A 20,174-nucleotide genomic window follows, 5' to 3' on the forward strand; every position below is an offset into this window, starting at 1 on the left:
TGCTGACTGACAATACCAGCACAGCCAACGCTTAGTTTGCTCCGCCCAGTAGTCCGAGTGGTGATGCGCTATGGCACCTGCCTAAGTTCGGTGAAAGTGGATGGTTTCTGCACGCCAACAACGGACGGGTACGTGCTTGCAACATGGACAAAGTGAGTGTGGTGGGCGAGTGAACAGCGCCACGTTGTAGTTTGTGGGCTGCGGAGTAGGGCGGCTAAGCTGAAAACAGTGCGGCGATATTAAGACCGTGCGGCACCAAAACAGGTAAGGGCGCCAAAATGACGCCCTTAAACAGAATATTTACATGGTTTAATGAAAACCTGATAGCAACTAAGGCGTGTCTAATGCACTCTTAAGCAACAAGTTCGTAGACCAGTTCAAGAGACGAGCCATCGGACAGGCTATACGTCGCGCCGGTCGATGTTTCTTCGTAGCTGTACCCAAGCAAGCCGTAGGCCAAGACGACTTCGTCGCCTTCGGTTTCGTTAAAGTCCGTGACCCGGTCGTCGCCCATGCCGAGATAAAGTAGAAAGTCGTCGGCGCCGTCCCCGCCCACCAAGGTATCATTACCAGATGATCCGGAGATCACGTTATCAAGTCCGTTTCCTGTAACCGAAAGCCCACCTTGTGTGCCGTATCCAATCACATTTTCAACATTGGAGGGCAGGGTGTAACTCGTTTGGGTATAGACCGTGTCTGTGCCCTCGCTCACCAGCTCAATGACAACGTCGCTTGCGTTCAGAAGGTAGTAAGTATCGTCGCCCGTACCGCCGTACATGGTGTCGACACCGCCACGACTGGTTGCGGATGAATTGAATACGTCATTTCCTGCTCGGCCATACAGTGTGTCATTGCCGTTATTGCCGAAAATTTCATTGTTCAGCTCATTGCCCGTAATGGTGTCATTCGCCTGTGAACCTGAAACATTTTCGATGTATGTGTTAAAAGCAATTCCGAAGTTTTCACTTGGGTTCCAAGACGCGTACCTGATCGTCGAATAGCTTCCGTCGTTTAGGTCAATGATGCACGCCTGCGAAAAATTGGAGAAATCCAAAAGGTCTTCTCCACCTGCATCCCAAATTGTCAGCGAAGTTGGCGTGGCGGGATCAAACTGATATTTTGTGTTACCCGCATTGTGTGTGCTGTTTGCGCCATACAAATGTTGAAGCGCCTGAATATCATATACCATGAGGCTTTCTGAAATGGTGAAATAGCGATCTGCACCAGAGCCAAAGTACGCCCAAGTAGGTTGTTCGTAACTCATCAAAGTGTAGTTGGTTCGATCAAGCGTGCTATCCAATGTCACCGCTCCGCCTTCATGCGGGTGTGACAGCCCCATTGAGTGCCCTATTTCGTGGAGGACGACATGATAGAACCAGGTTCCACTGGAAATATCTTCGTCTTTGAAGCTCGAGTTAAACCAAACATCTCCGTTTGATGCCCAGTAGTCGCCAGGTGTTTGAGCGAAGGCTACTGTATCGCCAGCTAATGCGCTCTGTGACATGCCAAAGCGGATCGTCCCGACTTCGTTGTTTTGCTCCGTCACTTCAACGAATTGAACATCGAGCACTTTTTCAAATTCATTGAGCGCGCTACGGACGGCTTCTTTCTGCGTGTCGCTGAATGTGTGAAATCCGTTTTCATAGACTTCACGGGTCAGGGGGTCCGCCTCATATGCGGTTTGATCGAGGAGTTTCAGATCGGTATCGAAGAAACTAAATGATATCGTGTCTTGGGCGCTCTGGTTTTTCCAATACTCAGTCTTTGTCGGAGTGGTGTCGTTTGCAATCAAAAGGCCATCGATGGAATTTTTGTTTGCCAGATCAGTGAGTGCCGTTTTTCCCTTAAATGCGGTCAAATAGCTTTCTGCTCGGGACTGATCGGTTGACGGCGCAGATAATGAGACGGGGTTTGCATATGTTTGGCTAAATACCGTCGATACTGGCGTCGTGAAAGAAGTCAGGCTTTGTGAGTTGGAACCAAACGACTGATTTTGTGACGGGTTGGTGCTTGCTCCGTCTGAACCGCCACCGCACCCTGCGAGAAGTAGCCCCATGGGAAGTGTCGAAGTGACCGGCTTGATGCCGCTATTAAGTTTTGGTTTAGCAGCATTTCGTTTGAGGCCTGTTGACACGGTCATATCTCCGCAAGTTTTGTGTTTATCAGTGTCGTGAGCCACGGTCTTTTATTTGGTGGTGCTCAATCTCTTGCGATATAATGTGCCAAAGTGATACTAGCTGTCTACTGAAATTAGTTAATTTTAGTATTTTGTTAATTGTGTTTGCGGCGATGATGGCGGCGATGAGTGGTCCAGGACTAAGTTTCTTTTTTTGTTTTTTTAATATTAAGCTTCAGCTCCGCAGATTTGTTTAAGGTGTATGTAATATATCATATTTTTTCTGATTTTGCGATGCGTGTAAAACTTAGGTGCCCGAAGTTGAGTGTTTCGGAGGGGGGCGTAGGGTGAACTTTTAGTTTCCAGGTCGCGCCCCCAAATGTATCGATTTCAATGGTCGTCATGAGGCGTACTGTACCAATAGACGATTTGACGTCTCGGAAGTCCTAGAGCTTAAAAAGAGTCATAATGATACTTATGTGGTGTGTTTGGAGTGCTTGAAATTAGGGCCGTTTCCACTGAGAATGAAAGGGTTGGATGTAATTGCGATTAAGGGTTTCCGACCCCAGATCGATTGCACAGGGCTATGGTTTTTCGTTGTCGGTAGTAGTGCCTAAGAATTCACCATTGAACATTAGTTTCAAAATAGTACTGTGACCGCGAAATTAGATAAGAGGCGAGTCATGGCTAAGCAGGCTAAAACAAAAGAAAAAGCACCTACTATCACCATCGATGGTACTGAATATGATGTGTCTAACATGAGCGATGCTGCCAAAGAGACACTGGCCAGCATTCAATTTGTAGAGGCTCAGGTTCAGCAGCTGAACAACGAGTGGGCCATCGCTGACACGGCTCGCATGGCATATCTTGGCGCGTTAAAGCGCGAGATGGCAGAGTAGGGCAGGCAATGTCGCAAAAGGTCACTCTTGATGGTGTCGAATATGACCTCGATGCCATGTCGGACGCCGCGCGCAGCCAGTTGGCCAGCTTGCAATATGTGACCGAGCAGATGCAGGAGGCGATCAACATGCAGGCGCTCTTGACCAAGGCCAAAAACGCATATGTCGCAGAGCTTAAAGCCGAGATGGTCCAAAGCCGCGCCGGCTTTCTCTTCGACGACGATTAATCACACCAAAGGACGAAACACATGCCCAAAATCACCGTAGATGGCATCGAATACAACACTGAAGACCTCAGCGATAACGGCAAAGCACAGCTTGCCTCATTGCAGTTTTTGGAAGTGCAGATGACAAAACTGAAGAACGAAATTGCCGTGTATAACACAGCAAAGAACGGTTACATTGCTGCGTTGAAAGCTGAGCTTTCAAAAGAAGGCTAAGTCTTCGTAGACTGGTAAGCTCAAAAGGCCCCACCGGTTTGGTGGGGCCTTTTTGTTTGAGGCGCCGCTGCTTTCACCTCAGCCTTGGGCATAGGCGTCCAGCCGCGCGGCCAGTTTTCCGATTGCCCAATGCAGCGCCACAGTCATGATTGCCAGCGTAATGAGTGCTGCAAACATCAAGTCAATCTTGGCCCGTCCGTTTGCCAAAAGCATCAGGTATCCAAGCCCCTTTGATGCGCCAACCCATTCTCCGATGACGGCACCGATGGGCGCGTAAACAGCGGCCAGCCTTAGACCTGTTCCAAGGCTGGGCAGGGCGTGTGGGATGCGTAGCCGCCACAGTGATTGGCGTGGTGTAGCCCCCATGGTTTTGGCCAGATCAAGCAAAGCGGGGGGCGTGTGCGACAGCCCGTCATGAAACGCGGATGTGACGGGAAAGTAGATGATCAACACTGCCATGATAACTTTTGAGCCGATCCCATAGCCGAACCATAGCGTCAGGATGGGGGCCAGCGCAAAGACAGGCACTGCTTGGGTGAAAACCAACATGGGCAACATGATGCGGCGGGCCAGTGCCGAAGTGGTCAAGTGGATCGCAGTCGCCACCCCAAGGGCAGTTCCCAACACTAGGCCAAGCCCCACTTCAAGGGCGGTGACCCATGCGTTGCTTAGGATAATCTCATAGCTTTTGATCGCCGTGCTCGCCACGCGCAGGGGCGAGGGCAGGATAAAATGTGGCGCACCTGTAATCATCACAAGCGCTTGCCACGCGGCAATTCCAGCCAGCAGGGCCCACAGTGCATCAAGTCGCTTCATCGCGCGCCCTCCTGTGGTCTCTGATTGGTTATGGCGGTACCGGCGCGCAAATGATCCAGCAACGCTGCCTGACAGCTGATGGTATCGGGGGCGTGTATGTCGCGAATAGGGGGGCTGGCTGGTGAGGGCCATGTGGTGGCACCGCCTGCGGACAAAAGAATGATCTGATGGGCAAGGCGCGCAGCCTCGGCAGGGTCGTGGGTGACAAGTAAGACCGTTTTGCCCCACAGCGCTTTGGCGGCCAGCTCCTGCATATCGGCGCGTGTGCCCGCATCAAGGGCCGAGAACGGCTCATCAAGCAACACAATGTCGCGGTCCTCCATCAAGGTCCGCGCAAGAGCAGCCCGTTGGCGCATCCCCCCGGACAAGGAGGCGGGTCGTTTATCGAGATGCGCCCCAAGACCCACGCGGTGCAAAAGGCTGTGCGCGCGTTCTGTATCAGGTGTTTGACCGCGAAGACGCGCCCCAAGGCAGGTATTTTCAAGCACGTTGAGCCATGGAAGCAGCAGGTCTGACTGCGCCATATAGCTGACGCGGTTGGTTAGCGCTGCGCCGTCATCTGCTGTGATTTCTCCGTCAAAATGCCCATCTGTTTGCAGACCCAAGATAAGCCGCAGAATTGTCGACTTCCCAACGCCTGATGGCCCCAAAAGGCAATTCCATTCACCGCCGCCAAGACGCAGTGAGACATCCTCAAAAAGAGGGCCGGTGGAAAAGGTAAAGCTACCTTCAAAGTGGATGCTTGGACCGGTGGACGAAGTCGCGGAGGATGTAGCGGCGGGACGGGTCATGATGCGCCGTCTAGCCCCATTTGCCAGAACCCGATCTCAAGTGCAGTGGCCTTGGTGAACCGCGCTTGTAGCTGTGCCCATCGGGGGCTATTTTGCAGGTTTGTTCCCAATCTATGGGCCACAGCACCGTCAAGCATTGCGCCCGCATTCGTACACACAGCCTGATATTCGGGGTCGGCGTAGGTGTTGATCCAGTCGCGATATGGCGAGGTTTCTGCTTGTGCGGCCAAAGACAAGCCAATCTCGCCATACCCCATAACGCAGGGCATCAGGGCCGCCATCAAGTCAAGAAAGTCGCCTTGCAGACCAGCATCCATTACATAGCGGGTGTAGGCGATGTTTTCTGTGGCCTCCGTGGCGGCAAAAAGCTCTGTCTCACTGATGCCTTCTGCGGCACAGGTTTTTACGTGCAGCGCCATTTCATGATTAACCAACGCGTCCACTGTGCTGGCGCAGGTCTTCATTTCCGCAAGTGTTTCCGATTTGACCACGCCAAGGGACCAAGCCCGTGAGAAATGGACTAAGAACACATAATCTTGCACCAGATAATGCACAAATGCCGCGCGTGGCAGGCTGCCATCCCCAAGCCCTTTGACAAAGGCGTGGCGGGTATAGGCGGCCCATTCATCCGGTGCGCCAAGGCGCCACGCATCAAACGTGGCGCCGTAGCTTGGCAATTGGCTGTTCATCGGGCCGTCACGTCGATGGCCAGTTTCTCAACCGGGTTCACAGATGGGATCAGACCGGCCTCAAACAAGAACTGCTCATAGGCTGCGTAGCGGCCCGCATCGAATGCCGCAGGGCGCAGGGCAAATCGTGGAATTGTGTCGTCCCACGCGCGGTCATTCAGCTCGTCTTGCAACTCTGTTGAGGTGGCTGAGAAGATCTCCCAGCTGTCTTCGGGGTGGTTCACGATGTATTGGGTCGCTTTTTCTGTGGCGGCTAAGAAGCGGGCGATCATGTCTGCGTCCATTTTGTCTGGATTTGCCACATAGATCAGCTCGTCATAGGGGGGCAGACCTTCTTCTTCGACGAAGAAGCACTTGCCCGCCACGCCTTCGATATCCATTTGGTTCAACTCAAAGTTACGGAACGCGCCGATAACCGCGTCCACTTGGCCGGACATAAGCGAGGGCGAGAGCGAGAAATTGACGTTCACCAACTCTACGTCGTCCAAGCCAACCCCGTGGGTGCCCAACACGCTTTGCAGCACGGCTTCTTCAACGCCGCCCACGGAAAAGCCGATCTTTTTACCTTTCAGATCAGCAGGGGTCTCAATTGGTCCGTCCTCAAGAACCAACAGACAATTGAGCGGTGTCGCGACCAATGTGCCCACACGCTTAAGCGGCAGGCCTTCGTGTACTTGAAGGTGCAACTGCGGCTGATACGAGATGGCCAATTCGGCACGCCCTGCCGCCACCAGCTTGGGTGGGTCAGACGGATCAGCGGGTGCGATGACTTCAACTTCAAGGTCTTGCTCAGCAAAGTAGCCTTTTTCCTGCGCCACAATAATGGGCCCATGATCGGGATTAACGAACCAGTCGAGAAGCAAAGTCATTTTGTCTTGCGAAAATGCGGGCGCAGCGGCGAGGATCAGTGCCGCGGTGGTAGAGAGAAGTTTCATCAGGTGTGTCCTTTTTTAGGGGGAAGAGGTGTTTGTAATTGCGTTTATGACTGTTGGCGTTGTGTCATGGATCGGTCAGCAGTGATGGGGCATCGCCCATGGCAATAAGGGCAAAATCCGCCTGTCCGCGCGCTTGTAGTGCGCGTGCAGCTTGCCAGGCACGCAGACCAGATCGACAGGTCAGGACCGTGCGTGCCGTCGGGGACGTCAGTGTAATGTGGCTCATATCCGGCACCAAATGGCGCTCTGCGCGCGGGATGACGGGGTTTTGAGCCTCTGCCTCAGGGCGCAGTTCAATCACGCGGTCTGCGGCTGTGATCTGATGCGGGGCAATAAAGCGAAGCGCATCGGCGGCGTCAGGCTCGGGGGCGCCATCAAAGCGAAACCCGCCTGTGCTGAAATCACTCAAGTTCAGGGTCATCAATTGACCAAGCGGGCTTGGCTGGGTGCCTAGCAAAACGCACAGCGCCATCTGGGCCTGTAGCGCGCCTATGGTGCCCACGACAGGTCCCATGACGCCAGCGGTGGCACAATTTGCGGCCGTTTGGGGTAGTTCGGGAAAGACGGCACGCAAAGAAGGGGCAGCCGCGCAAAACCCGCCGACATAACCTGTGGTCTCCAATGCTGACGCGCTGATCAGTGGGGTTTGTGCGGCCAGGCAGGCATCTGACAAGATGTAACTGGCCGCAAAGCTGTCAGCGCAATCAAGGGCGATTGTGACGCTTTGCAATAGATTATCCACGTTAGCGGGGGTGAGTGGCTCTGTAACGGTGGTGATCTGACAGACAGGGTTTAGCGCGGCCATTGCTGTGGCTGCCGCTTTTGCCTTCGGCGCGCCGATGTCATCCATCCGGTAGAGAATTTGACGGTGCAAGTTGCTTTCGCTGACCACGTCGCCGTCCACCAAGGTGATCCGCCCAACGCCAGCTCCCACAAGATATTGCAAAACAGGACAGCCAAGCCCGCCCGCACCGATCACAAGCACATGCGCGGCCTCAAGGGCGCGCTGTCCTGCCTCGCCGATTTGGGGCAGGATCATCTGACGCGCGTAGCGGCTCATGCGTCACCGCGCGGTGAGGCGGAATGTGGCGTGCGCGTTGCGTGCAGCCACGCTTTGACCTGCGCTTCAGGGTCCGCATTAAGGGTGATATCTGTGACGGCAGACACAACGTCTGCGCCCGCGTCATAAGCACCTGCCGCGCGCTGAATTGTCATTCCGCCGATGGCAATCAGAGGGGTGTCACCGATTTCTGCCCGCCATTTGCTAAGTTTCTCAACGCCTTGCTCGTGCCATTTCATTTGCTTGAGGATCGTCGGGTAAATAGGCCCCAGGGCTACATAATCCGGTTTCAAAGCCATGGCGCGGGCCAGCTCAGCGCGGTCGTGGGTGCTGATGCCCAGCTTTATGCCCGCAGCGCGGATAGCATCCGTGTCAGCATCATCCAGATCCTCCTGCCCAAGGTGGATCCAGTCGCATCCCAGATCAATTGCCGCCTGCCAGTAGTCGTTGATCACAAGTGTGGTCCCTGTGCGGGCGCAAACTTCTTTGGCGGCAAAAATCTCGTTGCGGATTGTTTGATCATCGGCATCTTTGATGCGCAGCTGCACCAATTTGATCCCAAGCGGAACAAGCCGCTCGATCCAGGCCGCACTGTCAAAAATAGGGTAGAAGCGATCAAGGCTCATGACAAAAACGCCTTTCCAATTAGCGGTGTTGAGGGGGCGGCCATGTCCCGTGGCTCCATCGGGTCTGCGGTGGCGGCCAATGTTCCGGCCTCCACGGCTTTGGCGAATGCGCAGGCCATGCCAACGGGATCACCGGCTTTGGCCACAGCGGTGTTGAGCAACACTGCATCATAGCCCAACTCCATGGCGGCTGCGGCTTGGGACGGAAGGCCAAGGCCTGCGTCGACCACCAAAGGCACATCGGGAAAATGAGCCCGCATTGAACGCAGTGCGTAGATGTTGTTGAGGCCAAGTCCCGAACCGATTGGCGCGCCCCAAGGCATCAAAACTTCGCAGCCCGCGTGCAACAGCTTATCCGCCACCACCAAATCGTCCGTAGTATAAGGGAACACCTCAAACCCGTCTTCCGCCAAGATGCGAGCAGCCTCGACCAATGCAAACACGTCCGGCTGTAGGGTGTCTTGATCTCCGATGACCTCAAGCTTGATCCACTTGGTGTCAAAGACTTCACGCGCCATGTGGGCGGTGGTCACGGCTTCTTTGACTGTGTGGCATCCGGCGGTGTTGGGTAGCACGTGCACACCAAGCTCGCGGATGATGCCCCAAAAATCCTGTCCCTCGCGCGCTTGCCCGCTTTCGCGGCGCAGTGAGACGGTCGCAACAGATGCTCCACTTTGGCGAAAGGCTTGCTCAAGAATGGCGGGGGACGGGTAAAGTGCCGTCCCAAGCATAAACCCGTTAGCCAGCTCTGTTCCGTAAAACTGCCGCATCGGTTAGCCCCCCTGCATTGGTGCAAGGATTTCTAACTGATCGCCAGCCGCCAGTTGTGTGCTGTCGCGCGCTGTTTTGGCCACAAACGCGCCGTTGACAGCCGTGGCTACAACCGCGCCTTCAAAGCCGTGCTTTGCCAAAAAGTCGGCCAATGTGGTGGCGTCGGTTTCGGTGGGCTCTCCGTTTACGTTAAGCAACATCGTAAAACTCCGGTTTTTCATCTTTTGTAATCACATCCGCCACCATGCGCGCCAAAGCGGGCGAGAGCAGAAAGCCATGTCGGTAAAGACCATTGGCGCGGATGATGTTTCCCTGCCTGCGAATGCGGGGCAGGTTGTCGGCAAAGGCGGGGCGGCTATCAACGCCAATTTCCAGAACTTCAGCTTCACCAAAGGCGGGGTTAAGCGCGTAGGCGGCAGACAACAGTTCCAGCATGGCGCGGGCCGTGGGGTGCGCTGAGGCGCTGCTTTCAATCATTGTGGCGCCGAGCATAAAGATACCGTCGCCGCGTGGGACCACGTAAAGCGGAATGCGCGGATGCAGCAGACGCACGGGCCGTGACAGGTTGACGTCATCACATTTCAGGATGAGCATCTCGCCTTTGACACCGCGCAGATCGGGCAGGGCGGGTTTGGCGGCAAAGCCACGTGTATCTACCACAAGGCCCGTAAGCTGATCGGGGTCTGCCTCACCAATCTCAAACGTTGCGCCATCCTCAATCAGACCTGCACGCAGTTTTTGCAGCGCTTTGCGGGGTGCAAGATGGGCCTCGGTTTCGAACAAAAGCCCGTTGCTGAACCGTCCGGCCAAATCTGGCTCAAGTTTGGCGATTTCCTCGGCGCCGATCTCGCGGAATTCTGTGGTGCGCCGTGCAAAGCGGCGCATATCGGCGCGGTCACGGGCGGGGCTAACAACGAGCGATCCTGCCTGCGTGACCAACCCAGTGTGATTTTGCCACCATGCCGCAGCACCAGCACCAAGACGCACAACCGGTTCTTCCGCGCTTTCGCCCTCACAAAACGGCGCAAGCATTCCGCCGGCCCACCATGAGCATTGATGCGGCCCGATACCTTCGTGGCGGTCAATCAACGTCACTTTAAGGCCGCGGTCCAGCACCTCACGCGCAATGGTTAGCCCTGCAACACCGGCACCGATGATTGTGACTTGGCTCATGACTGTGTGCCCTGCCAGCTTTGATAGAAATGATGCACGGGGCCGTGGCCTGAACCAATTTGTAGGGTGTCAGCGGCCTGAATAGCTCCTTGCAGATACGTATGAGCGGCTTTTGTGGCCTCAGGCAGTGCCATGCCACGCGCGACATAGGCGGCAATACTGGCTGAATAGGTGCAGCCCGTGCCGTGGGTATTATTTGTGGGAAGGCGGGGGGCCTCAAAGCGATCGGTGCGACGCGCGCCGTTCTGATCCGTAATCAGCAGGTCCGTGCAAATGTCGCCCGCGCTGTGCCCGCCTTTCATCAAAACCGCACGCGGGCCAAGGTCCAAAAGTGCTGCCCCTTGGGATTGTACTTCGGTCAGGTCTTGCGCCTCGGCCGTGCCAAGCAGGCCTGCTGCCTCAGGCAGGTTTGGCGTCAAGAGGTCCGCGCGCGGCAGCATGTGTGTTTTCATCGCCTCGACTGCGTCTGCTAGCAGCAATGCATCGCCGGATTTGGCGATCATCACGGGATCAAGGATTACTGTGCCTTTGAAGGCATCAAGACATTCGGCCACGACTTTGATGATGGGGACGGAAAAGAGCATCCCGATTTTGATGCTGTCTACATCCAGATCGCCCAATACTGCGGTGATCTGTGCGCCAACGATATCTGCGGGAACTTCGTGAACTGCGCTGACTGTCACTGTATTCTGTGCAGTGATCGCCGTTAGCACGCTGGCACCGTATACCCCCAAAGCGGAAAATGCCTTTAGGTCCGCTTGAACGCCTGCGCCGCCTCCGCTGTCTGAACCAGCGATGGTCAGGGCAATCGGTGTTTTCGCGGCTTGGCTCGCGTCTGTGTGCTGGCTCATGAAGCCCTCGTTCAAGTTGGGGACATCAGCTGGCGGGAAGGGGATTGGGTTTTTGCATGCGCTTAGACGCGTGTCACCCGTTCCCTACGCCGGCATTGTCCGGATCAGGTTCGACGGGTCAGTGCGCTGCACCTCTCAGCCTGCAATAGGCCCCCCGACGGATTGAGTAGTAGCTAAGTCATCGGATGCGCAGCGGCAAGGGGATAGAGTGCAGAATTTACATTGAGCCATCTCAACTGCTCCGCTAGGCTTGGATTGAAAGGCGTGAAGTGGCGCCAAAAAGTACGATATCGCAAATAGATAGGGGATGTATCTCATGTTGAAAAAACTGGTTCTGACAGGGGCCGCAGGACGGCTTGGATCAAGGTTGCGCGCGCCTCTTTCTGCGATGTGTGAAACGCTTGTGAGTACAGATATCGTCCAAAGCATTGAAAGTTTGGCCAACAACGAGACATATGTAGCCGCTGATTTGGCAGATCTTGCGGCGATGACGCAGTTGTTAAAAGACGCGGATATGGTGGTGCATTTTGGTGCTATCGGTGATGAAGCGCCTTGGGAGCAGATCCATTCAGCAAATATCATGGGGGCCTACAATGTGTGGGAGGCCGCTTATCAAAACGGTGTGCGCCGTGTTGTCTATGCGTCATCTATCCATGCGGTTGGAATGCACCCCAAGTCGGAGTGTATCGGTACCGATGTCCCGCACCGCCCTGATACGTTCTACGGTCTTGCCAAGTGCTTTGCAGAGGATCTTGGCTCGCTTTACTGGGATAAACGCGGGATTGAGGCGGTCTGTATGCGCATTTATTCTTGTGCGGAAGTAGCCAACCCCCGCGCCGTTGGTTCTTGGCTAAGCTATGACGATCTTATCCAGTTGGTGACCCGCGCCATTGATACGCCAGTCACTGGATTTGCGGTTGTGTACGGTATTTCCGACAATGATCGCGCACCCGTAGATAATTCAAAGGCGCAGTTCCTTGGATACCGCCCGAAGGACAATGCAGAGCAATTTGCCGAGAAAATATTTGCTGAGCACCCGCCGCTTGATCCACAGAATCCTGCGGATATGTGTCATGGGGGGCCATTTGCGACTGTAGAGCTTGGCAATTCTGGCGTGGCCGGACTGGGACTGAAGGACTAAATAGGCCGCCGACACGAGGTTAAGCTTACCTTTGGCGCTGATTACGTTTTGCAGCGCCAAAGGGATATGGGAACGAGTAGGGCGTAAAGCCTATACCGCGCCCGTCATATAGCGCCTGTCGCTAGCAAGATTTGTTTCCAAATCGCGGTTTCATCAATCAGCGCATATTCACGGCGGATGCCGCGTGGGCCGAACTCGGCCTGTGCAAGGCCCATGATGAACACGTCAGCACCAGTAGGACGGCCAAACGTACCCCAACCGTCATGACGCCCCGATAGGGAAAAGAGCACAGAAGCACGCGGCCCAATTAGATCGTTGTCCATACCGATAACTTGCATCACGTCAAATTGCGCCGAAGGAAATGCCGCGCGAAGGCCCATCCATGTCTTGTCGACAAACGGCGTGCCGTGCCCGTCAGAGTGACGCCAGTAGTGCCCTTCCACGGCGCGGTCCATGTTGCGGGTAACCGTCCCAAAGTCTGCCTGCATTAAAGCGGTCAGATGTTCTGCGTATTGCGCGCCCCATGGGTTTTCGTTGCCGTGTCCTGTGTAGGGGCCTTGGCTATCAATCGCAGGCGTGAAGGGGCGTACGCAAGCATCAGGGCCACCTTCGCGACTGATCAGGTCACGGGTCCAATCCACAATGTCTTGGCCCATCTGCTCAACAATTGCGCTTTGATCGCGCACTAGCCATTCGTCATCGATCTGATTTGCCTGTGCGTGACAGTTGGCAATGATCCGGTAGCTTAGATTGCGCCCCGTGGGATTGCCGTACATGCCTGCACCTTCGTGGGTGGCAGTGCAAAGTAGCCTATGAGACGACAAAAGCGCATCGTTGGGCGCGTCGCACCAGATGACGTCTTCGCCGTAAAGCTGACGGTTGGGAAATTCGGACAGCGTTGCCATGGTTGCGGGGATAACGCCCGCGTTGCCAATCACCATTGAGGCAGGAGAGCGTACATGGATGGTATCGCTGTAATAGTGGTTAAGCGTGTGGATACCGCGGTCTTCCCAAATGTCTTTGGTGCATCCCAGAATATAATCAGGCGCATCACGCCAACGGGGGTCAAACCCAGGTTTAAACGGGGTGTTGGCGGTGGTTTGTTTGGTTTCAGTCAACGGGAAGTCCTGATGGTACTGTTTCCGGCCGTCCCAATGGTCGATCATATGGGGAAGGGTCGGTGAGGGTTTCGAGAAAAGCGATGATTTGTTCAATCTCTGTCTGAGTTCGCGAGGGGATGTCAATATCAAGGACGCTACTCTGTCGCGCCATCTCGCGGGTGTCGGACTGTATGACAAAATCAATGGCAGCAATATGGGGCGCTGGGGGCAGAGCTGCATCGCGGCGCCTCCACGCGTTGCGTTCGGCCAACGGATCAAGGTGGTGTCTGATCATACGCTCCAAGGTGGGGTAGGCCCCGTTATGACCGTAGGGCGCTGTTACAGCGACATTGCGCAAAGAGGGCGTTTTGAACCGGTAGGCATCCTCAAGACGGTCGCTTTTGCCCATTCGTCCCACATCGCGGGGGATGGGATCAAATCTGCGCGTACGGCCAGGCCCAAAAGCGGGCAGGCCAAGGGCACGGAACGCACGGTCTGAAAACAGAGGGCCTGAGTGGCATGCTGAGCAGCCAGCATCACCGAAGAAGAGCTCTTTGCCTGCGGCGGCTGTGGGCGGCAGCGGGGTGCCATTGCGCAAATGCTGATCATAGATCGTGTCGATGCTGGTCCATTCCGAGATGATGAATGCCCCAAGTGCGTTGCCGATGTGCACGATAGTAATGTCGCGGGGGGACGACACATCTGCAAACGCTTGGGCAAACATATCAACATACTCAGGGATAGCGGCCACGCGCTCTGCGATTAGCGGCCATGCACGATCTATGCGGATTTGTGTGGCATGTGTAATGTCATTCTCACCCAAATTGCCCGCCATTTCAAACTGGGCTGTCATGGGGAACAGCGCTTGAGCCGCCACAATATTATCAAGGCCGCTGGGCAGCCATTCCTCTGCGGGGGAGTTGAAACCATTGCCGTAAAGATCGCTGACTGAGAGCCGACCATCGTGAAACAGCACTTTCACGTCGCGGTGCCCTATGTTCCAAAGTGCGGGTGCATTGCGCGGGATGCGCTTGCGGATCAGGTCTTTGCCTTGCCCAATTGTACGATTTGGGCCTACGCCCATACCGCCTTCACCAATGCCAAGACTAAGCCCATCAGTGCCTGCGTGGTCATGGTGATGGCACGTCCCGCAACTGATGTTGCGATTTCCCGACAGCACTTTATCGTAAAACAATAGCTGGCCGATTTGTACCTGTGCCGGATCTGCAGGCAAAAAATCATCAGCTGACAGTGGCGTCTGCGCACATGCAGGTGCGGCCACGAAGCCAAGGAGAGTAACGAGATGGGCAAGTTTTTGTGTGCAGGTATCATAAGTATTGCGTGTGTTTTTGCCTCTGCTCCGGCGGCTGTGGCCGATATTGAACATGCGCGTGATCTGATGGAGGCCGGAGAGTATGAGCGCGCAATGGAGGCTTTTTGGCCCGCAGCGCGGTCTGGTAATGCCGATGCCGAGGAGCTGATCGGTGTGATGTACGCCCTTGGATTGGGGGTTGAGCAAGACAGTGCCCGCGCATTTGATTGGTACCTGCGCAGCGCCATGAAGGGCCACCCGGGCGCGCAAAGCGGTGTTGCTTGGTACTACGAGGTTGGCCTTGGCATGCCCCAGCCTGACTTGATGCGGGCCTACATGTGGTACGTGCTTAGCGCGATCGGCGGCGATCCGGACGCGGCTATTTCGCAAGACGAGGTGGTGAAAAAAATGACGCAAGCGCAAATTGAAAAGGCCCATGAGTTAATCGATGACTACCGCGTGTGGATGTATCCGTTCCGGTGAGCCAAAAACTTAACGCAAGCTTACCGGTTAACGTAGCGTAGTCTGGCTTGGCTGTTTTTCGCAAGGCTGCATATTTACCAATAAATCTTGAATAAGAGCCTCATTCGCGCCTTGTGCGTGCCGCACGCTCGGGGCAAACTACCCGACGACATGACAGCACGGGCTTGAAAACGGCGGCAGAACGCCCCATTTCAAACCCTGATCGGAGACGGTCGAATGTGTTGGATTGCTGCATCTGCGGGGTCCCTGCCGTCTGCCAGCCAAAAGGAAAATTTTCATGCAAGATCCGTTGAATTCATCTTATCCCGTTTTGCCGTTGCGCGACATTGTTGTGTTTCCGCATATGATCGTGCCGCTCTTTGTGGGCCGCGATAAATCTGTCCGTGCCTTGGAAGAGGTGATGGCCGACGACAAACAAATCTTGCTCGCCAGCCAAGTTGACCCGTCCGCCGATGATCCTGACACGGATGGCATCTACAAAGCGGGTGTTTTGGCGAATGTCTTGCAGCTGCTGAAATTGCCTGATGGCACCGTAAAAGTGCTGGTTGAGGGCGTCGCACGTGTGCGCATTTCAGAATACCTTGAAAACGACAGCTTCTTTGAAGCCAGTGCGGAGTATTTGACTGAGCTGCCCGGGGATGCGGACACCGTTGAGGCGCTTGTGCGTACTGTGGGCGAGGAATTTGCACGCTATGCCAAAGTCAAAAAGAACGTCCCCGAGGAGGCGCTTACAGCCGTTGAGGAGGCCGAGGAGCCTGCGAAGCTGGCTGATTTGGTTGCGGGTCACTTGGGCATTGAAGTTGATGAAAAGCAAAAGCTTCTCGAAACCCTGAACATTGCCGAACGTCTGGAACAGATTTTTGCGCTGATGCAGGGCGAGATGTCTGTTTTGCAGGTCGAAAAGAAGATCAAGACCCGTGTGAAGTCCCAAATGGAACGGACACAGCGCGAGTATTATTTGAATGAGCAAATGAAAGCCATTCAGAAAGAGCTTGGTGACGGCGAAGAGGGCGCTGGCGAAGTGGCCGAGTTGGAAGCAAAAGTCATTGCGACCAAGCTGTCCAAGGAAGCGCGTGAAAAAGCTGATGCCGAGATCAAAAAGCTCAAGAATATGTCACCCATGTCCGCCGAAGCGACCGTGGTGCGCAACTATCTTGACTGGATGCTGTCGATTCCGTGGGGCAAGAAATCCCGCGTGAAAAAAGACCTTGGCCATGCGCAAAAGGTTTTGGACACGGATCACTACGGTTTGGACAAAGTAAAGGAGCGTATTGTTGAATATCTAGCGGTGCAACAACGCTCGGCCAAGCTGAAGGGGCCGATCATGTGCCTTGTAGGCCCTCCCGGTGTGGGCAAAACCTCGCTTGGTAAATCTGTGGCACGCGCGACGGGCCGCGAGTTTATCCGCATCTCTCTTGGGGGGGTGCGGGATGAATCCGAGATCCGTGGACACCGTCGGACGTATATTGGCTCAATGCCGGGTAAGATCATTCAGGCGTTGAAAAAGGCGAAAACCACCAATCCGCTTATTTTGCTCGATGAGATCGACAAGATGGGGCAGGACTTCCGTGGTGATCCGGCCTCTGCGATGCTTGAAGTGCTTGATCCAGAGCAAAACGGCACATTTGTCGATCACTACCTTGAGGTGGAGTACGACTTGTCTAACGTGATGTTCCTGACAACGGCGAACTCTTACAACATGCCGGGTCCGCTTTTGGACCGGATGGAGATCATTAGCCTTTCGGGATACACCGAGGACGAAAAAGCCGAGATTGCCAAACAGCATCTGATTGAGAAGCAGAAAAAGAACCACGGTCTGCGCAAGGGTGAGTTCGAGCTGAGCGATGATGGTCTGACGGGCGTGATTCAAACCTATACCCGTGAGGCGGGCGTGCGGAACCTTGAGCGTGAGTTGGCCAAGATTGCCCGTAAAGCAGTCACGAAGATCATTAAGAAAGAGGCGGAGACTGTAAAAGTTACCGCTGATAACCTTGATGAGTTCTTAGGCGTGCCGAAGTACAAACACGGTCTTGCGGAAAAAGAGGACCAGATCGGTGTCGTCACAGGTCTTGCCTACACGTCCGTTGGGGGTGAGCTGCTGTCAATCGAAGCGCTGAGCCTGCCGGGCAAAGGCCGCATGAAGACCACGGGTAAGCTTGGCGATGTGATGAAGGAATCCATCGATGCGGCGTCGTCGTACGTACGCTCGGTTAGCCCTGCGATTGGTGTGAAGCCGACGAAGTTTGATGCGGTCGATATCCACGTACACGTCCCCGACGGTGCGACGCCCAAAGACGGGCCAAGCGCGGGTCTGGCGATGGTGACGTCGATTGTATCTGTGCTGACCAAAATTCCAGTGCGTAAAGATATCGCAATGACTGGTGAGGTATCGCTGCGCGGGAACGCCATGCCGATTGGTGGGCTGAAAGAAAAACTTTTGGCGGCGCTGCGTGGGGGCATCAAAACTGTGCTTATCCCGCAAGAAAACCTAAAGGACCTGCCGGACATCCCCGACAACGTCAAAGAGGGCCTTGAGATTATCGCAGTGTCCCACGTGACAGAAGTTCTTGAGCACGCGCTGATCCGCCAACCCGAGGCGATTGAGTGGGATGAAGCGGCAGAAGAGGCGGCAGCAGCAGCTTTAGCGGCAAAAGCCTCTGCAACAGGTGCGACAGCACATTAGGCAATTGCTTGTGTAGTTGAGCGATGGAATACGAAAGGGCCGCAGGTTTTCTGCGGCCTTTTTGTTTGTGCAGTTTACGCTCGGGCGGTGCCTAGGCGGGGACCCTTACTTTGGATCCACCGCACACCCTTGGTTATAAACGAAAAAGGCCCGCCAAAATGGCAGGCCTTTTCCCAATTCTTTTTTCTAAGCGGTTAGGCTTAGTTTGCAGCTGCGAGCAACAAAAGCGCCATGATTGGAACCAGGATGCCTTGTGAGCTGCTTGATGTTGTATCAGCAGCGATAACTTCTGGAGCAACCATTGCGTCGGACAAGCCGCCAGCGAATGTTGGTGTTGCGAATGCCAGTACTGCACATGTTGTGATAAGTGTTTTTTTCATTTTGTAAGCTTTCATAGACCGCAAGTTTATAACTATGCCCCGTCATATCATCTTGGTGGTCATGGTCAATTATTGTGTAAAATATGACTTAATTCGCCGCAAAACCGCCCAAAAGTGGTGCGCAGACACAACAGGTGGGTGCGCGGCGGGCCCAATTAACCCTTTGTCCATGTCGGGTGTAGCTGGTCTGCGGGCTTTGCGCTAGCCTGCTAGTGTATTGGAAACGTTTAATAAGTAGGAGGCCGCATTATGGCCAAGACACCTAAATCACCGGTTCAAGCGGCTGTATCCACAGCAAAGAGCAAAACATCAGGCACAACTGCTGGATCAAACGTTGTGGCGGTGAAAACGGGGATAGGCTCTGCACCGGTTGAGGTGACGCCTAGCCTTCGCAAAAAAGAGTTGATCGACCGTGTCGTCCGTAAAAGCGGCGCAAAGCGCAAAGATGCCAAACCTGTTGTCGAGGCGATGCTTGATGTGCTCGGAGATGCGTTGGCACAGGGCGAAGAACTCAATCTGCAGCCTTTTGGTAAGCTAAAGATCAATCGACAAAAAGAAATGGCTGGTGCAAAAGTGTTTGTCTGCAAAATCCGGCAACGCAAAACGGTGCATGGAGCTGGCGCAGACACCGAATAACAGCCGGATCGTGATAGGGACCAACCCAGCCTGATCCAATATAATCGAGGTAAAGCTGGGATGAACAAAACTTATCCGGACCTATTGATCATGCGCCACGGCGAAACTGAATGGAACCGTGAAGGGCGGATGCAGGGTGCCCTTGATAGCAACCTGACGCCACTTGGCCGTCAGCAGGCCGCAGCGCAACACGCGATACTCAAACGTATTGGGATCAACGGGTGGCACGTGCTGAGCAGCCCCCAAGGCCGGGCTTTGCAAACTGCTGAAATTGCAGTGGCGGGTTTCGGCGAAATAGAGACAGATGACCGTCTTGCGGAAATCACCGTTGGCACATGGTCAGGACGCCTGCGTCAGGACTGCCTTGCGGAGCTGCCAAGCGATGCAGTGGTTGAAGATACGCCGGACGGGGCGATCGCGCTTTACGAATTCGCACCACAGGGCGAGGGGTTTGAGGCCCTTCGTATCCGTGCGCAATCATTACTCGATAGTTTGACAGGGCCGACCGTGCTTATCACCCACGGGATTACCAGTCGAATGTTGCGGGCGGTCGTTTTGGGGCAACCCACAGAAAACCTTGGGAAATTGCCGGGCGGGCAGGGTGTTGTGTACCGTCTGAGCGGTGGTGTTCAGACAAAACTCGAATAAGGGTGAAAAAGGGGGTTGCAGCGCCCAAAGGTTTGGCGCTAATACACCGCTCATCGGGTCGTTAGCTCAGTTGGTAGAGCGCTTCCTTTACACGGAAGATGTCGGGAGTTCGAGCCTCTCACGACCCACCATTTCCCTCCCGATGTTGTTGTCCACGCCGCAAACGCACTGTGCTTAAGTTGCGTTTTTAGAAGCGTTTTTATGACTTCAACTGCCGCCATCGAAATAATTGAATTTTTGTTACAAAATGCCGCGACTTCCGCTTGACGGGGTGGCGGTGCGTGGGTATCTGCACGGAACGCGTCAGGTTTGGCGTGTAGCAGTGGGCGGTTGTAGCTCAGTTGGTTAGAGTACCGGCCTGTCACGCCGGGGGTCGCGGGTTCGAGCCCCGTCAACCGCGCCACCGCTGCTAAGTCCAAACCAAACGTGTGAGATGCGCGGTTGTAGCTCAGCTGGTTAGAGTACCGGCCTGTCACGCCGGGGGTCGCGGGTTCGAGCCCCGTCAACCGCGCCACTCTCACCCTGGTTCACATATAAATTGTTTCGATTGAACGACCATTGTTTGGTGGCTTCAGTGCGAGCGCTATTCACCGTTTATAAAAAAGCGCGACGATTTTTCACCAC

The 20,174-nt window shown here is 54.7% G+C and carries 22 protein-coding genes, 3 tRNA genes and 1 riboswitch; of the genes, 11 read left to right on the forward strand and 14 right to left on the reverse strand.

All coding sequences use genetic code 11. From position 1 onward, the window contains the following. Window positions 1–352: 352 nt before the first annotated feature. Complete coding sequence (locus NeNHUV3_RS00155) at window positions 353–2,140, reverse strand: M10 family metallopeptidase C-terminal domain-containing protein (RefSeq protein WP_391481702.1); 1,788 nt, start codon at window positions 2,138–2,140, stop codon at window positions 353–355. Between the two features lie 659 nt (window positions 2,141–2,799). On the opposite strand from NeNHUV3_RS00155, the gene NeNHUV3_RS00160 reads away from it, so the two are divergent. From NeNHUV3_RS00160 to NeNHUV3_RS00170, 3 genes are read left to right on the forward strand one after another with little or no spacing between them, the layout of a single operon-like run. After that, window positions 2,800–3,015 (forward strand): DUF6447 family protein, encoded by a 216-nt coding sequence (locus tag NeNHUV3_RS00160; RefSeq protein ID WP_391481704.1) that lies wholly within the window; start codon window positions 2,800–2,802, stop codon window positions 3,013–3,015. Window positions 3,016–3,023: 8 nt separating this feature from the next. Then, window positions 3,024–3,242, forward strand: a complete 219-nt coding sequence (locus NeNHUV3_RS00165; RefSeq protein WP_391481705.1) for a hypothetical protein — start codon at window positions 3,024–3,026, stop codon at window positions 3,240–3,242. A gap of 21 nt (window positions 3,243–3,263) precedes the next feature. Next, window positions 3,264–3,455, forward strand: a complete 192-nt coding sequence (locus NeNHUV3_RS00170; RefSeq protein ID WP_391481707.1) for a hypothetical protein — start codon at window positions 3,264–3,266, stop codon at window positions 3,453–3,455. A gap of 78 nt (window positions 3,456–3,533) precedes the next feature. Here the strand turns inward: NeNHUV3_RS00170 and NeNHUV3_RS00175 are convergent, their stop codons facing one another. The 10 genes from NeNHUV3_RS00175 to thiD all read right to left on the reverse strand — a co-directional run bounded on the left by NeNHUV3_RS00175 (window position 3,534) and on the right by thiD (window position 11,167). Further along, a complete protein-coding gene (locus tag NeNHUV3_RS00175; protein ID WP_391481708.1) occupies window positions 3,534–4,271 on the reverse strand; it encodes an ABC transporter permease in 738 nt (245 codons plus the stop codon). Continuing rightward, entirely contained in the window at window positions 4,268–5,062 is a 795-nt protein-coding gene (locus NeNHUV3_RS00180; RefSeq protein ID WP_391481710.1) for an ABC transporter ATP-binding protein, read from the reverse strand. Before NeNHUV3_RS00180 ends, NeNHUV3_RS00175 begins: the two co-directional genes overlap by 4 nt. Then, entirely contained in the window at window positions 5,059–5,751 is a 693-nt protein-coding gene (gene tenA / locus NeNHUV3_RS00185) for a thiaminase II (RefSeq protein WP_391481712.1), read from the reverse strand. Before tenA ends, NeNHUV3_RS00180 begins: the two co-directional genes overlap by 4 nt. Further along, window positions 5,748–6,686 (reverse strand): ABC transporter substrate-binding protein, encoded by a 939-nt coding sequence (locus tag NeNHUV3_RS00190; protein ID WP_391481714.1) that lies wholly within the window; start codon window positions 6,684–6,686, stop codon window positions 5,748–5,750. Before NeNHUV3_RS00190 ends, tenA begins: the two co-directional genes overlap by 4 nt. A 64-nt stretch (window positions 6,687–6,750) precedes the next feature. Continuing rightward, the gene (locus tag NeNHUV3_RS00195) at window positions 6,751–7,746 is read right to left on the reverse strand and encodes a ThiF family adenylyltransferase (protein WP_391481716.1); all 996 of its coding nucleotides are present in this window, start codon (window positions 7,744–7,746) and stop codon (window positions 6,751–6,753) included. Beyond that, a complete protein-coding gene (locus tag NeNHUV3_RS00200; protein ID WP_391481718.1) occupies window positions 7,743–8,372 on the reverse strand; it encodes a thiamine phosphate synthase in 630 nt (209 codons plus the stop codon). Before NeNHUV3_RS00200 ends, NeNHUV3_RS00195 begins: the two co-directional genes overlap by 4 nt. After that, window positions 8,369–9,142 carry a thiazole synthase gene (locus tag NeNHUV3_RS00205; RefSeq protein ID WP_391481720.1) on the reverse strand — a complete coding sequence of 258 codons (774 nt, stop codon included), beginning with the start codon at window positions 9,140–9,142 and terminating at the stop codon, window positions 8,369–8,371. Before NeNHUV3_RS00205 ends, NeNHUV3_RS00200 begins: the two co-directional genes overlap by 4 nt. Before the next feature lie 3 nt (window positions 9,143–9,145). Then, window positions 9,146–9,343 (reverse strand): sulfur carrier protein ThiS, encoded by a 198-nt coding sequence (gene thiS, locus NeNHUV3_RS00210; protein WP_391481722.1) that lies wholly within the window; start codon window positions 9,341–9,343, stop codon window positions 9,146–9,148. Beyond that, complete coding sequence (locus NeNHUV3_RS00215; RefSeq protein ID WP_391481723.1) at window positions 9,333–10,316, reverse strand: FAD-dependent oxidoreductase; 984 nt, start codon at window positions 10,314–10,316, stop codon at window positions 9,333–9,335. Before NeNHUV3_RS00215 ends, thiS begins: the two co-directional genes overlap by 11 nt. Next, on the reverse strand, window positions 10,313–11,167 hold the full coding sequence (gene thiD, locus NeNHUV3_RS00220) for a bifunctional hydroxymethylpyrimidine kinase/phosphomethylpyrimidine kinase (protein WP_391481725.1): 855 nt from the start codon (window positions 11,165–11,167) through the stop codon (window positions 10,313–10,315). Before thiD ends, NeNHUV3_RS00215 begins: the two co-directional genes overlap by 4 nt. Before the next feature lie 64 nt (window positions 11,168–11,231). Continuing rightward, a riboswitch (TPP riboswitch) is annotated at window positions 11,232–11,334 on the reverse strand. A gap of 152 nt (window positions 11,335–11,486) precedes the next feature. On the opposite strand from thiD, the gene NeNHUV3_RS00225 reads away from it, so the two are divergent. Further along, window positions 11,487–12,308, forward strand: a complete 822-nt coding sequence (locus NeNHUV3_RS00225) for an NAD-dependent epimerase/dehydratase family protein (protein ID WP_391483151.1) — start codon at window positions 11,487–11,489, stop codon at window positions 12,306–12,308. A 104-nt stretch (window positions 12,309–12,412) separates the two neighbouring features. Here the strand turns inward: NeNHUV3_RS00225 and NeNHUV3_RS00230 are convergent, their stop codons facing one another. Then, window positions 12,413–13,426: a nuclear transport factor 2 family protein gene (locus tag NeNHUV3_RS00230; protein ID WP_391481726.1), complete on the reverse strand. Its 1,014-nt coding sequence runs from the start codon at window positions 13,424–13,426 to the stop codon at window positions 12,413–12,415. Further along, window positions 13,419–14,690, reverse strand: a complete 1,272-nt coding sequence (locus tag NeNHUV3_RS00235) for a cytochrome-c peroxidase (protein ID WP_391481728.1) — start codon at window positions 14,688–14,690, stop codon at window positions 13,419–13,421. Before NeNHUV3_RS00235 ends, NeNHUV3_RS00230 begins: the two co-directional genes overlap by 8 nt. A 117-nt stretch (window positions 14,691–14,807) precedes the next feature. On the opposite strand from NeNHUV3_RS00235, the gene NeNHUV3_RS00240 reads away from it, so the two are divergent. Both NeNHUV3_RS00240 and lon read left to right on the forward strand, forming a co-directional pair. Further along, window positions 14,808–15,203 carry a tetratricopeptide repeat protein gene (locus tag NeNHUV3_RS00240; protein WP_341247188.1) on the forward strand — a complete coding sequence of 132 codons (396 nt, stop codon included), beginning with the start codon at window positions 14,808–14,810 and terminating at the stop codon, window positions 15,201–15,203. Between the two features lie 277 nt (window positions 15,204–15,480). Further along, the gene (lon, locus tag NeNHUV3_RS00245) at window positions 15,481–17,886 is read left to right on the forward strand and encodes an endopeptidase La (protein ID WP_391481730.1); all 2,406 of its coding nucleotides are present in this window, start codon (window positions 15,481–15,483) and stop codon (window positions 17,884–17,886) included. Between the two features lie 200 nt (window positions 17,887–18,086). Here the strand turns inward: lon and NeNHUV3_RS00250 are convergent, their stop codons facing one another. After that, the gene (locus tag NeNHUV3_RS00250) at window positions 18,087–18,266 is read right to left on the reverse strand and encodes a hypothetical protein (protein WP_143081941.1); all 180 of its coding nucleotides are present in this window, start codon (window positions 18,264–18,266) and stop codon (window positions 18,087–18,089) included. A gap of 249 nt (window positions 18,267–18,515) precedes the next feature. Between NeNHUV3_RS00250 and NeNHUV3_RS00255 the strand changes: the two genes are divergently transcribed. The 5 genes from NeNHUV3_RS00255 to NeNHUV3_RS00275 all read left to right on the forward strand — a co-directional run bounded on the left by NeNHUV3_RS00255 (window position 18,516) and on the right by NeNHUV3_RS00275 (window position 20,064). Then, window positions 18,516–18,902: an HU family DNA-binding protein gene (locus tag NeNHUV3_RS00255; protein WP_391481731.1), complete on the forward strand. Its 387-nt coding sequence runs from the start codon at window positions 18,516–18,518 to the stop codon at window positions 18,900–18,902. A 60-nt stretch (window positions 18,903–18,962) separates the two neighbouring features. Further along, window positions 18,963–19,550, forward strand: a complete 588-nt coding sequence (locus NeNHUV3_RS00260) for a histidine phosphatase family protein (RefSeq protein WP_391481732.1) — start codon at window positions 18,963–18,965, stop codon at window positions 19,548–19,550. Window positions 19,551–19,605: 55 nt separating this feature from the next. Further along, window positions 19,606–19,681, forward strand: a tRNA-Val gene (locus NeNHUV3_RS00265). 195 nt (window positions 19,682–19,876) lie between these two features. Further along, window positions 19,877–19,953: transfer RNA gene (locus NeNHUV3_RS00270), tRNA-Asp, on the forward strand. 34 nt (window positions 19,954–19,987) lie between these two features. Next, window positions 19,988–20,064, forward strand: a tRNA-Asp gene (locus NeNHUV3_RS00275). Window positions 20,065–20,174: the final 110 nt, after the last annotated feature.

The organism is Nereida sp. NH-UV-3 (assembly GCF_042939535.1).
Lineage (GTDB): Bacteria > Pseudomonadota > Alphaproteobacteria > Rhodobacterales > Rhodobacteraceae > Nereida > Nereida ignava.

Excerpts from the sequence above, each read along its gene's own strand:
- NeNHUV3_RS00155 (WP_391481702.1), bottom strand. The coding sequence starts at position 2,140 with ATGACCGTGTCAACAGGCCTCAAACGAAATGCTGCTAAACCAAAACTT.
- NeNHUV3_RS00160 (WP_391481704.1), top strand. The coding sequence starts at position 2,800 with ATGGCTAAGCAGGCTAAAACAAAAGAAAAAGCACCTACTATCACCATC.
- NeNHUV3_RS00165 (WP_391481705.1), top strand. The coding sequence starts at position 3,024 with ATGTCGCAAAAGGTCACTCTTGATGGTGTCGAATATGACCTCGATGCC.
- NeNHUV3_RS00170 (WP_391481707.1), top strand. The coding sequence starts at position 3,264 with ATGCCCAAAATCACCGTAGATGGCATCGAATACAACACTGAAGACCTC.
- NeNHUV3_RS00175 (WP_391481708.1), bottom strand. The coding sequence starts at position 4,271 with ATGAAGCGACTTGATGCACTGTGGGCCCTGCTGGCTGGAATTGCCGCG.
- NeNHUV3_RS00180 (WP_391481710.1), bottom strand. The coding sequence starts at position 5,062 with ATGACCCGTCCCGCCGCTACATCCTCCGCGACTTCGTCCACCGGTCCA.
- tenA (WP_391481712.1), bottom strand. The coding sequence starts at position 5,751 with ATGAACAGCCAATTGCCAAGCTACGGCGCCACGTTTGATGCGTGGCGC.
- NeNHUV3_RS00190 (WP_391481714.1), bottom strand. The coding sequence starts at position 6,686 with ATGAAACTTCTCTCTACCACCGCGGCACTGATCCTCGCCGCTGCGCCC.
- NeNHUV3_RS00195 (WP_391481716.1), bottom strand. The coding sequence starts at position 7,746 with ATGAGCCGCTACGCGCGTCAGATGATCCTGCCCCAAATCGGCGAGGCA.
- NeNHUV3_RS00200 (WP_391481718.1), bottom strand. The coding sequence starts at position 8,372 with ATGAGCCTTGATCGCTTCTACCCTATTTTTGACAGTGCGGCCTGGATC.
- NeNHUV3_RS00205 (WP_391481720.1), bottom strand. The coding sequence starts at position 9,142 with ATGCGGCAGTTTTACGGAACAGAGCTGGCTAACGGGTTTATGCTTGGG.
- thiS (WP_391481722.1), bottom strand. The coding sequence starts at position 9,343 with ATGTTGCTTAACGTAAACGGAGAGCCCACCGAAACCGACGCCACCACA.
- NeNHUV3_RS00215 (WP_391481723.1), bottom strand. The coding sequence starts at position 10,316 with ATGAGCCAAGTCACAATCATCGGTGCCGGTGTTGCAGGGCTAACCATT.
- thiD (WP_391481725.1), bottom strand. The coding sequence starts at position 11,167 with ATGAGCCAGCACACAGACGCGAGCCAAGCCGCGAAAACACCGATTGCC.
- NeNHUV3_RS00240 (WP_341247188.1), top strand. The coding sequence starts at position 14,808 with ATGGAGGCCGGAGAGTATGAGCGCGCAATGGAGGCTTTTTGGCCCGCA.
- lon (WP_391481730.1), top strand. The coding sequence starts at position 15,481 with ATGCAAGATCCGTTGAATTCATCTTATCCCGTTTTGCCGTTGCGCGAC.
- NeNHUV3_RS00250 (WP_143081941.1), bottom strand. The coding sequence starts at position 18,266 with ATGAAAAAAACACTTATCACAACATGTGCAGTACTGGCATTCGCAACA.
- NeNHUV3_RS00255 (WP_391481731.1), top strand. The coding sequence starts at position 18,516 with ATGGCCAAGACACCTAAATCACCGGTTCAAGCGGCTGTATCCACAGCA.
- NeNHUV3_RS00260 (WP_391481732.1), top strand. The coding sequence starts at position 18,963 with ATGAACAAAACTTATCCGGACCTATTGATCATGCGCCACGGCGAAACT.